Source organism: Bacillus sp. FSL M7-0307 (assembly GCF_038627835.1).
Taxonomy (GTDB): Bacteria; Bacillota; Bacilli; order Bacillales; family Bacillaceae; genus Bacillus; species Bacillus altitudinis.
Genome location: NZ_CP152023.1, coordinates 3,121,204 through 3,134,797 on the forward strand (window position 1 = coordinate 3,121,204; position 13,594 = coordinate 3,134,797).

At 39.3% G+C, this 13,594-nt stretch carries 12 protein-coding genes; all 12 read right to left on the bottom strand.

The genetic code is table 11. The annotated features are described in order from the left end of the window. Positions 1-104: 104 nt before the first annotated feature. Positions 105-1,346 carry a dicarboxylate/amino acid:cation symporter gene (locus MHI41_RS16065; protein WP_282833381.1) on the bottom strand — a complete coding sequence of 414 codons (1,242 nt, stop codon included), beginning with the start codon at positions 1,344-1,346 and terminating at the stop codon, positions 105-107. A gap of 13 nt (positions 1,347-1,359) precedes the next feature. After that, positions 1,360-2,670, bottom strand: coding sequence for an aminotransferase class V-fold PLP-dependent enzyme (locus MHI41_RS16070; RefSeq protein ID WP_234900739.1), 1,311 nt, complete (start codon positions 2,668-2,670; stop codon positions 1,360-1,362). Positions 2,671-3,270: 600 nt separating this feature from the next. Beyond that, on the bottom strand, positions 3,271-4,143 hold the full coding sequence (locus tag MHI41_RS16075; RefSeq protein WP_039963728.1) for a MurR/RpiR family transcriptional regulator: 873 nt from the start codon (positions 4,141-4,143) through the stop codon (positions 3,271-3,273). Between the two features lie 248 nt (positions 4,144-4,391). After that, the gene (locus tag MHI41_RS16080; RefSeq protein WP_282833380.1) at positions 4,392-5,144 is read right to left on the bottom strand and encodes an arylamine N-acetyltransferase; all 753 of its coding nucleotides are present in this window, start codon (positions 5,142-5,144) and stop codon (positions 4,392-4,394) included. A 39-nt stretch (positions 5,145-5,183) separates the two neighbouring features. Continuing rightward, complete coding sequence (locus tag MHI41_RS16085; protein WP_008348124.1) at positions 5,184-5,441, bottom strand: HPr family phosphocarrier protein; 258 nt, start codon at positions 5,439-5,441, stop codon at positions 5,184-5,186. Positions 5,442-5,467: 26 nt separating this feature from the next. Next, positions 5,468-6,418, bottom strand: coding sequence for a DNA-binding protein WhiA (gene whiA, locus MHI41_RS16090; RefSeq protein WP_008348125.1), 951 nt, complete (start codon positions 6,416-6,418; stop codon positions 5,468-5,470). 17 nt (positions 6,419-6,435) lie between these two features. Further along, the gene (locus MHI41_RS16095) at positions 6,436-7,395 is read right to left on the bottom strand and encodes a YvcK family protein (RefSeq protein ID WP_035389612.1); all 960 of its coding nucleotides are present in this window, start codon (positions 7,393-7,395) and stop codon (positions 6,436-6,438) included. Next, positions 7,396-8,283: an RNase adapter RapZ gene (rapZ, locus tag MHI41_RS16100; protein WP_255234207.1), complete on the bottom strand. Its 888-nt coding sequence runs from the start codon at positions 8,281-8,283 to the stop codon at positions 7,396-7,398. It abuts the gene before it with no gap. Positions 8,284-8,322: 39 nt separating this feature from the next. Beyond that, positions 8,323-8,787: an 8-oxo-dGTP diphosphatase gene (locus tag MHI41_RS16105; protein WP_008348133.1), complete on the bottom strand. Its 465-nt coding sequence runs from the start codon at positions 8,785-8,787 to the stop codon at positions 8,323-8,325. A gap of 357 nt (positions 8,788-9,144) precedes the next feature. Beyond that, complete coding sequence (trxB, locus tag MHI41_RS16110; protein ID WP_024719880.1) at positions 9,145-10,095, bottom strand: thioredoxin-disulfide reductase; 951 nt, start codon at positions 10,093-10,095, stop codon at positions 9,145-9,147. A gap of 234 nt (positions 10,096-10,329) precedes the next feature. Next, complete coding sequence (locus MHI41_RS16115; RefSeq protein ID WP_167403837.1) at positions 10,330-11,703, bottom strand: NlpC/P60 family protein; 1,374 nt, start codon at positions 11,701-11,703, stop codon at positions 10,330-10,332. Between the two features lie 364 nt (positions 11,704-12,067). Further along, positions 12,068-13,528: a tetratricopeptide repeat protein gene (locus MHI41_RS16120; RefSeq protein WP_060781450.1), complete on the bottom strand. Its 1,461-nt coding sequence runs from the start codon at positions 13,526-13,528 to the stop codon at positions 12,068-12,070. Between the last annotated feature and the right edge of the window lie 66 nt (positions 13,529-13,594).

Below are 13,594 nucleotides of genomic sequence, written 5' to 3' on the forward strand. Positions count from 1 at the left end.
AACGTTGTGTCAATTGATATTGCTACATGAGATTTATCACTAGGCAATCATGTTATTTACAATAGACAGAATATTAAGTTAATTATACCTTTACATCAACTCTTTTAATATTTTATATCGTTTATTTTATTCACATTTAGTTGTTCATCTTCTATCATATTTTCACTACGCGCAATACACAGTGTACTGACTACGTCACCTGTCACGTTAAGTGAGGTGTGTCCCATATCGATGATTCTATAGATCCCAGCAATCATTCCAACTATCTCCATAGGGAGTCCTAATGTAGTTAACAGCATAATGGTCATAACGATACCACCTCCAGGAATGCCGGGAGATCCAACTGATATTAAAGTTGTCATGAATATGACTAGTAATTGCTGGCTAATTGGCATGTCAATCCCATATATTTGCGATACAAATATGATGGCAGCAGAGTAATACACAACGGCACCATTCATGTTCATCGTTGCTCCAATAGGAAGGGTAAATTGCGCTAGTTCCTCTTTCACCTTAAAATCTTCTTTCGTCACAGAAATAGTAACAGGTAAAGTTCCAGAACTGCTTGTCGTACTCGCAGTCACTACCCAAATTTTACCGATTGACTTAAAGAATTTGGATAAAGGAATTTTCGCTATGAATTTTAACATAAACAAGTACATCAAAATGATGACAGAAATCAAACCTATATAATCAACTAAAATAAATTTGCCCAAAGGCCCAAATATTTTCAAACCGTATTCCCCAATCGTACAAGCCATTAAAGCAGCCACACCTATAGGTGAAAATGCCATGATGATTCCTGTCATTTTATACATTACCTGTGTACCTTCTTCAAAAAAATGTCTAAGGGTGACTGATTTATTTCCTACTAAAACGATGGATATCCCCAAGAAAATAGAAAAGATGATAATTTGCATGAGATTTCCTTCTGCTAGAGCCTGAACAGGATTTGATGGAAATAGACCTAATATCGTCTCTCCAAAAGTAGGAATATTGGCAGCTTTATATTCAGACGATGTCTTGATACTATCAATATCGATTCCATTCCCCGGTTTAAATATATGCGCAACCAAAAGACCGATTCCACCTGCTATTAAAGTCGTTCCAATATAATAAATCAACGTCTTTGTTCCGATTTTCTTTAATTTTTGAACATCACCAATACTAAAGATTCCAGAAGTGATGGAGAAAAAAATGAGCGGAACCACGATCATTTTAATGAGTGTTAAGAATATATCCCCAATAGGTTTAATGATTAATATTTTTTCTTTAAAGATTAAACCTAGCAATATACCGATGACAAACCCAATAAATACTTTTGTACCGAGACCTAATTTCTTCATTAGTAGTTCCCCCCTAGTTGATGAGTTTGCTCATTCTCTTCGTTTCAGATAACTCTTTTGTTACACATAAAAATTGATCGATGTCCTCTTCTGTATGACAATGGAACGGCGAAACCCTTATCGCACCAGTTAATCCAATGGCTTCGAGTATACGTTTTGAGTAGACACTAGTATTCACTCGTTCATAAACGGTAATGCCTCGATCTTGATAATCCTTTCTCAGTTGTTCATCATCTATCCCCTGAATTCCCATTGCAACGATAAGATCTCTTTTCGTTAAATCAGGGTCATCCGCAAAAACTTTTACGTTCTCCATGTATCTCAATCCCTCGATCTTATCACTGCCTTCAAGAAGTCTATGGAGGAGTGCTCTTTCGTGAAGAACTATTTTTTTCATACCCTTTAGATACTTCTCTCTTCTAGACATTTCTCCAATACTGTCGTACGAACCCAGCCAGCATACATAGTCTATAACAGCTGACATAGATGCAAATAGCGAAGGTGTTGGTGAACCAAGTTCCCATTCACGATCATCCTTTGCTATTAATTTTTGATGTGGAAGTTTCGATAATCTGTCTGAAACATAGGCGAATCCAATACCTCTTGACGCCATAAATTTATATGGTGCAAAGTTTGCTCCATCTATACCAAGCTTTTCTACATGAAGAGTCCCATGCGGCATATGCTGGACTGCATCAACAATAATATATAAATCTGGTTTTTTCTTTCTAGCAGCTTTTATCATTCCTTCAAGATCCATGATATTTCCCGAAATATTACTGGAAGCAATGACGCTTAACAAAATCGTATTCTCGTCAATTTTATCAGCGATCGCTTCGGGATCAACAAAGCCTGTATTCACATTTGCTTGAGCAACTCTAAATTCTTTATTGTTCTTTTGACAGTAAAATTCTAATGAATCATACGCAGAAGGATGTTCAATATTAGTCGTGACGGCATTCGTTCCCTCAACATTTTCAATAATAGTTGATACCATTTTAAACATGGCTTGAGAAGCTGTTAAATCTGTTATTAAAGAACCTGACTCAGCTCCGAACATGACACTCAATACATCATTCTTACATTTGTCCATCATATCATTCAGATCTGTTGCTCTTTGATGGTACCTTTCTGGACAATCCGGTAACAAATCAATCTTTTCTTTCACCTTGATGGCTTCCTTTAACCTTAAAGAGCCTCCTGAATTATCAAAAAAAAGTCTTTCCCCATAGTCTGGGTCAAAGGATAGAAACGAAAATTTTTCACGTAATTCCTTTAATAGCTGCTGATCCATTAATTTCCCTACTTTATAATCATTCAACATACTTCCTCCTCTACAACACAGAAAATGTTTTTTAAAATTCTTTAAAATAATATAAATGAATAAATTTCTTCAATATTATGATGATATAAGCTTCTTTTTCTGTCAGTTATCTTGTTAAAAAACATGACGGGATTTTTTCACACTAAATATTTCTTCCAAATCACTTGAATTAATACACTTTATAGAAATCATCGTGAAGAACCAGCCACACAAGCAAGCGTTTTCATTTATTCTTTTTTAAAAAAATATGAAGAATTTATTTCATTTTGATTTTATCATATACATTTTGTTTATAACAATATTTTTTTGAAATTTTCAAAAAATATTAGTTTATCATTTCCTAGTCCTGTTCCATTTTTTATCTTCTCAACACATGCACAGTTTCTCAAAATTTCTCCATTAGTCATTTAAAGTAAACAAACAATAACCCACCAATTAGAAAAACTGGTGGGTCGTTTTTTCTTAAACTTAAGTCCCGTTCTGTGCGAATTTACTTTATTGGAGTCATACATGATTGTAGTAATACAAGCTTGACCTCCCTTAAAGAATTCAAATACACCTGCAAAGGTCAGATCATATTTATATCAACTATACTTTTTATTAATACATACCAAACTGGCTAATATGTTTATTAATTCTTTCTAATTTTTCCTCACTATGAGCGACTGTCGCTCGACTGACATGTGTACATATTAACTCAGCTAAAAATAATACAGGTGTGTAAGAATTGAAGAATGCATTACTATCCACTGAAACTAAAAGTAGGACATCAGCAAAATGTGCTATAGGTGCTGTGGCTTTATCAGTAATGATGACAACTTTCGCATTGATTTCTTTTGCCATTTTGGCTGCTGCAAAGTCTACTTCAGAGTATCTTGGGAATGAAAAAATAAGGACACAATCATCCTGACTACATGAAGCTAAGGAATCAAACGGAGTAAACGATTGTTGACTATTAATCACTACATGATCAATGATCTGATTTAGGAAAACTCCCATTATTTCTGTTAAACCAGTTCTAGCTCTACTGCCTAAAATATAAACTCTTCTAGCGTCAATGATATAATTGATTGCCTTGTTAAACTCTTCAGATGAATTTTTCTCTGAAATAGAATATATATTTTTTTCAAGAATTTTTAAATTGTCATTCAGTAAATCTGACTGTATCACTTTATCATAACTTAATTTTAATCTTTCAGAGGGAATGGTCACATCATCAGAAATGGCTAAGCTTTTGTCATAGTACTGTTCTCTAAGATATTTTTGAAAGTCACTATATCCAGAAAAGCCTAACTTTTTCGGGAATCGAACAACTGTAGCATTACTCACTTTTAATCTATGAGCTAGTTCTATTGAAGTGACAAGACATGCTTCTCTTACATTATTTAAAATGTATTCCGCTATTTCTTCTTCCTTTTTTGTTAGTTTAGTGTTACTTATCATTGTTTTCAACGATTTTTGTGATACATCCATTTGGCATCCCTCCATGTTCACTTATATTGATTCATTATATTAGGGGAATAGAATGATGAAAAGCACTTGATAAAGTACGATACTAACCCCGGCCTTTTTGACAGCAATTATGAGCGGTGAGTCATACGCCTAAAGGGGGATGAGCGATTCAGCTAGTCAAGCCGGGGTGCACCTTTAACATTCGTGAGTGCGACAGTGGATGCAAGAGTTTGTCTATCCGCAAAGACAGCCGATCAAGCAGACTGTCTCTATGATTTAGGCGCAAGATGTGTTTGTACATATACTTCAAAAGGTTGAGGAAGCAAGTTTTTCGATACTTCTTCCTGTTCATGTATCGTGACATGATCTTCTGTCACGATCACACGACCTGTTGGTGTCAGTTTGGATGCAAGCGGCCTTTTGTTAAAAGGAGAGGCTTCATTTTCATAAATCTCATGCCGCAATTGCACAAGTGTATCTTCACCGACTTCTTTTAATGTGAAAGCATAACCTGTTTCAGCACCCGCTCCCCTATCCAATTGGAGTAGATGGGTTCCTTTTTCTGTTTCTTCTGCGTTCACGCGAAAACGAAGGGACGGTGCTTCCACCCATTCACCTGTAAAAGGGACAGGCTGAAGGGGTAAATTCACACCAAATCCTGCATCAATGAGGTAGCGCTCATGGTGATGTTGAAGGACGATGGCTACATGCGTCCCATCCAGTGCCCACTTCTCTGCTTCTTTGTTATATACGGTCCCTTGAACGAGCTGTACAGCGAGACCTGCCTCTTTTAAGACATAATATAAGAGCGGATTGAGGTCATAGCAAAGCCCACCTCTGCTGCCTTCCAGAAGATGAAGCTTCAAACCTTCTTGATCCAAAGCATAGGCGTGTTTACCCACCACAGATCTATTTTCAAAAGGAAAGGTATAAGCCATCTTCCTTAGTAAATCAGGCAATTGATCAAAGGTAATGGACACGGCTTCGTATCCAATTTTCTGTAAAAAGGCTGATTGAATCAACAACTTTCCCTCCTAAAAAAACTGAGCCCTTGAAGAGACTCAGTTTTCTTGATTGATAAAATCCGTTAACGCATCGATGGCTTCTTGTTCATCTGCTCCATCAGCTATTAGTTTGACGGTGACCCCAGAGCTGATCGCAAGACTCATCAGTCCCATAATACTCTTCGCATTGACCTTTTTCCCATCTTTCTCTAGAAAAATATCAGCACCAAAACGATTGGCTTCTTGAACGAACAAAGCAGCCGGACGTGCCTGCAAACCCGTTTTCAGCTGAATTGTGACCGTTTTTTCCACCATATGATCTGCCTCCCTTTTTTATTTCCCTATTTGAGTGTAACAGCTTGTCCGTTTCTTAATTGTTCTGCAATCTGATCTAGCTTTCTTAAACGGTGATTAATGCCTGATTTGCTGATCTTGCCGCTTTCCACCATTTCGCCAAGTTCCTTTAGTGTGACTTCTTGGTAGTCAATACGCAGTTGCGCAATTTCACGCAGCTTATCTGGCAGGGCGTCTAGTCCAATCTTTTCGTCAATGAATTGAATATTTTCAACCTGGCGCAGTGAGGCACCGATCGTTTTATTCAAGTTTGCTGTTTCACAATTGACGAGCCGGTTCACAGAATTCCTCATATCTCGGACGATGCGCACGTCTTCAAAACGAAGCAATGAGTTATGAGCACCCACAACACTTAAGAATTCCGTAATTTTCTCCGCTTCCTTCATGTATGTGATAAAGCCTTTTTTGCGTTCAAGGGTTTTACTGTTAAGGTGGAATTGATTCATGAGCTCACAAAGGGCATCATTATGTTCTTTGTATAGTGAAAAAATCTCAAGGTGATACGAAGAGGTTTCTGGGTTATTCACAGAACCTCCTGCTAAAAAAGCACCTCTCATATAGGAACGCTTGCAGCATCTTTTCTTCACAAGTTCTTCTGAAATGTTGCGTTCAAATACAAATTGTTCACCTAATATCTTCAGGTCCTCTAAAATGGTTTTCGCTCGTTCTACCAGTCTGACAATATACACATTATTCTTTTTTAATCTCATTTTTTTACGAACGAGCAGCTCGACGGTCACATCGTATTTCTTTTTCAAAAGGGTATAAATACGTCTTGCAATGGCTGCGTTCTCTGTCTGTATATCTAAAATCAATTTTCGATTAGAAAAAGATAATGAACCGTTCATACGGATGAGGGCAGAAAGCTCTGCTTTTGTGCAGCAGTCCTTCACTTCCAGATTAGTCAGCTCTTTTTTTGTTTCGGATGCAAATGACATCCTTGCCACCCCCATTCCTATTTTTTCTGATGCAGCAAATCGACGAGCAGCGAAGCTACTTTCAGCGTATCATGACGAATCACATGCTGGTCATATGTAATAATTTCCCCTGGGATGACTTCTAGTCCCATGGCTTTGAGTACATCTGTGTCGAATTGTACAGGCTGCGCCTGTTCTTCTGCATATTTTGCTTTGATTTCTTCTGGAATTTCTTTATTGTTCACAAATATCGTATCGATAAATGGTCGGTCCATATGATCGTTTAGTGCCTGCACATGATCAGCTGCACTGTAGGAAAGCGTTTCCCCCGGCTGTGTCATGACATTGCAAATATAGACTTTTTTCGCCTTAGATCGAATCACTTCTTCTCCAATATGCGGTACAAGCAGGTTGGGCAAAATACTGGTATACAAGCTGCCAGGTCCAATAACGATTAAATCAGCCTCTCGAATGACTTGAATGGATTCTGGGAGCGGCTCAATCGTATCGGGTGTAAGAAAGACTCGTTTAATCCTTTCACCGTAGGTCGGGATCTTTGATTCTCCTGTCACCACTTGCCCGTTTTCTAATTCCGCATGAAGAACAACACTTGAATTCGCTGCTGGCAATACTTTTCCTCTCACATTTAAGACCTTGCTCATTTCTGTGACGGCATGAAAAAAATCACCGGTTATATTCGTCATAGCCGCAAGAATGAGATTGCCGAGAGAGTGGCCTGTTAAGTCATTTCCTTTATTAAAACGGTGCTGAAATAAATCTTCTACAAGCGGTTCGACATCAGAGAGTGCCGCAAGTACATTTCGAATATCGCCTGGAGGCGGAATATTCAAATCATGTCGCAGTCTGCCTGAGCTGCCTCCATCATCAGCTACCGTCACAATAGCGGTAATATCCACTGGCTTTGTTTTTAGCCCTCTGAGCAAAACAGATAAGCCAGTGCCCCCGCCAAGAATGACCACCTTTGGAAGTGTCGTCATCTATTTTCTGCTTCTCTTTTCAATGTCCCGGTGAGTGACATGAGTATAGTAGTCATTTTTAAAATACTCCGATAAGTAGTTCGCTAGCGTCACTGATCGGTGCTGTCCGCCTGTACAGCCAATGGCAATAACAAGTTGGCTTTTTCCTTCTCGTTTATAGGACGGAAGCATAAAGCTGAGAAGGTCGATTAATTTCTCCGTGAACTTTTGCGTTTCACTCCACTTCATGACATAGGAGCGTACTTCTTCATCATTTCCGGTCTGTGGACGCATACTCTCAATATAGTAAGGATTCGGCAGAAATCTCACATCAAATACAAGATCAGCATCAATTGGCAGACCGTATTTAAAACCGAAGGACATCACATTCACTGTAAACACCTGCCCTTGGCTCGTGGCAAAGTGTGCGACAATTTTTTCTCGAAGCTGTTTCGGTTTTAAATCCGATGTATCAAAAATCATTTGAGCCCGGCCTTTTAACTCCTCTAACAGCTCACGCTCCATAGCAATCCCTTCAAGCGGCAAACCTGTTGTCGCAAGGGGATGAGAACGTCTCGTTTCTTTATATCTTGAGACAAGCACCTTATCGTTTGCATCTAAAAATAGAATCCTTGGTGTGATCCAGCCGATATCACTCATCTCATCTAAGGCAGCAATTAAGCTATCAAAAAATTCGCGGCCGCGCAAATCCATCACAAGGGCCACCTTGCTCATCTTCGAATTCGAATCCTTCATAAGCTCTAGAAACTTCGGTAAAAGTGATGGCGGTAAGTTATCCACACAAAAGTAACCTAAGTCTTCAAAGCTTTGGATGGCAACGGTTTTCCCCGCACCTGACATCCCTGTAATAATCACAAGCTGAATATCATCTTGTTTGTGCGTATTCATGCCTGCTCCCTCTCCTTCTTTATGAAAACGGTTCATTTATTAGTCTCCTTGAGGATCTAATCGATAAGCAATCAGCTCAAAATCTGGTGTATACGTAAAAGTGCCGTGGAGAAGTCCTTTCCCTTTCAACATGAAGTCAAGAATATGAGAATCTCCTGGAGCCATCGGCAAGCTGGGCACATCTTTTACATCATGCCATTTTAAAATGCCTTCCTCCGACTCTGATACGTTTTTTCCTGTAAAGGAATCTGCCATAAAGGTGAACATCATCCACTCTTGAACGATTTGATCGCCTTCTTTTATGATAAAGGTAAACACGCCTTTTAGCTGCGGATTTAAAATATAAATGCCTGTTTCTTCTCTAAATTCTCGAACGACTGAATCCTTGACCGATTCTCCGCTCTCCATTTTGCCGCCAGGTGCTACCCACCAGCCTCGTCTTGGCTTTTGCAGCAAGAGAACTTGATCTTCGTGATGCAGCACACAATTGGTTACTCGTTGCATCAGCTGTCACCTACTCTTTTATGTCTTTTTCTTATTATACAGGTTCATCATGACTCCCACAATGAACATGCCCGTTCTTCACTGAAAACAGACAGGTTTTCGTATGAATATGGCGACGGGCACTTTCTCTATTCTTTATTTTACAACATGTAACGGTTCTCCATGCGTCATTTGTGAACATCTCGTGAATTTCTGATTTTAAGCAAAAAAAAGGACACGGATTCACATCCGTGCCAAACATGTATTCCTTATAAAAGGGGGTCAATTACTAGTTTCATCATAACGGATAATTGTTTCACCCGTGTTACATTCCAGTTAAAAGCCCGTGACGCAATATTAAGGATTTACGACAGCTGTTTATTTCATTGCTTTTAGCTTTTCAGCAAGCTCTTCTACATAATGCTGTGCACTCTGTGCTGCAATACTTCCATCACCTGTTGCTGTGACAATTTGACGAAGGGTTTTTTCACGAATGTCGCCAGCTGCGAAGATTCCTTCAACTTTTGTTTCCATTCTTTCGTTTGTCTCGATGTAACCCTCTGCATTTGTAATTCCAAGATTTTCAAATGGTTTAGACAGCGGCAGCATACCGATGTAGATAAAGACGCCATCTGTTTTGAAGTCTTCTTCCTCACCTGTCACGGTATCAATTAATGTCACACTGCCGACTTTCCCGTTTTCTTCATTGATTTCTTTAACGGTTTTGTTCCACATAAAGTCGATTTTTTCATTATCAAATGCACGTGCTTGTAAGATGCTTTGGGCACGCAGTTTGTCGCGTCTATGGACAATAGTGACTTTAGACGCAAAGCGAGTGAGGTAAACACCCTCTTCTACTGCTGAGTCTCCTCCGCCAATCACGACAAGCTCTTTGTTTTTAAAGAAGGCACCGTCACATACAGCGCAGTATGATACGCCGCGACCGCCAAGTTCTTTTTCGCCTGGTGCACCAATTTTTTTGTATTCAGCACCTGCCGCAATAATGACAGAGCGTCCTTTGTATTCTTTTGAACCAGCTTTGACGATTTTGTACTCTTCACCATCTACAATTTCTTTAATATCGCCATACGCATACTCGGCACCGAATTTCTTTGCATGCTCAAACATTTTATTTGAAAGTTCCGGCCCTAAGATGCTTTCAAAGCCCGGATAGTTCTCGACATCTTCCGTATTCGCCATTTGGCCGCCTGGAATTCCTCTTTCAATCATCAGTGTTGAAAGATTTCCCCGTGATGTATAAACAGCGGCTGTCATTCCGGCAGGACCCGCTCCAATGATGATCGTATCGTAGATTTTTTCTTCTGACACAACTGTCACTCCCTCTTCAATTGCTGCTAGCATTTCTTATTAGAATGCCCTTGGGTGATGCTTCCATTCATGACAGAGAGCATCATTTCCACTCTTAGCTTTTATTCCTTACCCATATCCTATTAAATCTGCGGATAATAAGCGAATCATTTGCTCATATCTTCAAAAAAAGAAAAAGCTTCCTTAAACTGCTGTTTAAGGAAGCCTGTTTACGGTTATATAGTAAGTAATGATTTATTCAACGACTCTTCTTACAACGCCATTGAATGCTTTTTTCCAGTAAACGTTGCTCATAGAGTCAACTGAAACACCGCGAGAGCTGTTATCGTTCAAGAATGTACCGTTTCCTAAGTAAATACCAACGTGTCCATTTACTTTATACGTATCAAAGAACACAAGGTCTCCGCGTTTCATGTCAGATGCACTTACAGCTCTTCCTTTACCTACAAGCGTATCTGTTGTTGTACCGCCAACTGGTCCAAGGTTGATGCCTGCTGATGCAAATGCCCAGCGAACGAATGAAGAACAGTCAAAACGACGTGCGTCAATATCGGCTTGTGATCTGCCGCCGCCCCATTTATATGGAGATTGTCCTACAATGGTAGAACCTGTGCTGATCGCACCTTCGATTCCGCCTACGTTATTGCTGACAGGTGATCCACCGCCAGAAGATGGCTTCTTGCTCGGTGAACTGCTGCTATTGTTATTTGAAGATCCACTGTTATTTGAAGAAGAACCGCTGTCGTTATTAGAGCTGTTGTCTTCAGCTTGAACAGCTGCTTGACGCTGCTGTTGTCTTTGTGCTTTTTCTTCTTTTGCTTTTTGAGCAGCTTCTCTTGCTTCTTTTTCAGCTTGTTTTTGAGCAGCGATTGTTGCGTCTTTTTCAGATGCAATGCTGTTTGCCTCAGTATTTAACTCGCTGATTTGAGAAGAAGCACTTCCTTTTTGCTTTTTCACTTGCTTGAATAGCTTGTCTTTCTCATCAAGCTGTTTATTTAAGTCAGTTTGAAGTGTTTCAAGCTTTGCAAGCGTCTTTTGAACATCTTCAAGCTTTGTGTTTAATTCGTTTTCAGACTTTTGTAATTCCGCTTTGTCTCTTTCTTGTTCTTTAATGATTTCGCTGTCTGCGTTGATTAATGTAGATACAGCACCTGCACGACTGATGAAATCGCTAAAGCTTTTTGCTCCTAGTAATACATCTATGTATTTCGTAGAACCACCGCTTTCTTGAAGCGCACGTACACGCTTTTTCAAGAATTCGTTTCTTTCTTCGATACGTTTTTCTGTATCAGCAATTTCTTTTTTCAGTGCTTTGATTTCTTTTTTTGTTTTTTCGTTTTCTTTTTGTTTTTCTTCGATTTGATCACTTGTTTTTAAAGCTTTTTCGTCAATTTCTTTTAGCTTTAGCGCAAGTGCCTCTTGTTTTGCCTCAAGCTTTGAAAGCTCTTCTTTTTTCTTTTGAAGATTCTTGTTTACCTCTGACTGCTTGCTGTCTAGTTCTTGTTTCTTTTGTTCAAAGTTCTGTGCATTTGCTTCATGAGTAAATGGAATAAATAAACCGCTCGCTCCAATCACCGAAGCTAAACCGAAAGTAATAAACTTTTTCACGTATAGTTCCTCCTTTGACAATTTCCCAAGCGACATGAGAAAGCAGCAAATTCTCTGCGACCAATCTGTGCTTCCTGTGTCTTTCTTCCTGATGATTCAGTCAGATGTTGACCAGATTGTTTCTATCACTAGGTGTTGCATTATGTATAGTAAAATATTTAAATATATGTCTTTGTTTTAATCCACGAGTTTCATTATACATGACACATCGACAAAATGAGCTAATATTTTTATTACATTTATGTTTCAAATAGATGTCGAGATTGTCATACTTCGCCAAATCCTAGCAAATCCCACCTTTTTATCCAAGAAAAAAGCATGACCTTTTCGGCCATGCTGCTGTTATCTGAATCTATTTACCTATTCAAACCATGAACGTACAAATAACATTCTCATATTTTGACAGCGTTTGAACGCTGATCTGAAAAGAAGCTGCGATCTCTTTTTTGCTGACAGCTGATTCTTCTTGTTCATTCATCCATAGATAATAAGAAGCTGCTGCCCATGCACTGGCATTGTTCTTCTCTACGCCTGAAGCGCGTGCTTGCTGAATAATATGGAATAACCAAAAATATGGCATGTGGCTATCAGGCTGCACAGCTTCTTCCAAAGCAGATGCCGCCTGTTTTGCGAAGACCGCATCTTCTGAAAACGATCGTTCTTCCATTTGACCTTCATATAAAAGTAACTCAATAAACTGCTGTTCAAAGGCCGTTTTCGCAGCGCGGGAATCCAGAACAGATTGCAAGACGTCACGTTCACCTTTTTGTTTGCTGACATAGTAGGCAGTGAGTCGTTCCTCAATTGAAACCATTGGCTCAGACTCCTCTGGTTTGTCTTGCCACGGCTTGATTTCATCTGCATCAATATCTTCTTCCACCATCTTATCCCAGACGGTTTGCGCCAGTGTTTTGTGACCCGTATAATAGGCCGCACTTGCTAGCCAGTATAAAAACGTACTATCGCCTTGGAAACCTGTTTTATACAAAGAATAAAGCCATTTAAATGCCCATTCAAATTCTCCAACAAGGGCAAATGTCGCGCCAAGCTTATAACGCTGTTCACTTAATATTGGATACACGTGCGTTAATTGCTTCGCTAACAGATTGACCTTTTCTTCTTCTTTTTCATAATGATAGAAAACAAGCTGATTACAAAGGGCATGCAGATTACCGGGATTTTCATGAAGGACCCGGTTCAACATTTCTTTTGCCTGATCGATTTGGCCAGAATAAAAATAGGCCAAAGCGAGATTATTATACGCTGACCAAAACTCTGGATACTCAACAATCATCTGTTCCAGCATCTCAATTGCTTCATCCAGCCTGCCGCTTTCTAGCAAATGGTTGGCTTGATCCTGCTTTACAATCAGATCATCCTGATCATAAGGAAAATCTTCATCAACATCGTCACTCATATCAAGCAGATCGAGGAGATCGTCATTTTCATCTGCAAATTCCCCGTCTTCTTCCAGCGCAGCATAAGCAGTGGCGCATCTATATGCCTCTTGAAACAAACCGAGATTCGCATAATTATTGGCTTTAAAGTAGTGACACTCTGACATATTCTCATCCAAGTGTTCAAGGATAAAATCAAGCAGTTCATTTGATTGTTGGTAATGACCCATTTCAGTATAAATAATGGCAAGCTGCGACAGCATTTCTACATTTTCAGGCTCAAGTACGATGGCCCGCTGTATCAGCTTACTTGCCCTAGACAGATTTCTTTCTCTATATGCTTTTAGACCTTTATGAAAAAAGTAATGCCCATCTTGGAATAGCTGGACGACTTGTGTGTGATTATTTTGAGAAGTGTATTTACTCACCGATACCCTCCATTTCGAACAGTGTACCGTGTGTAGTATAACATACTTCATGAGTCGTCACATAGA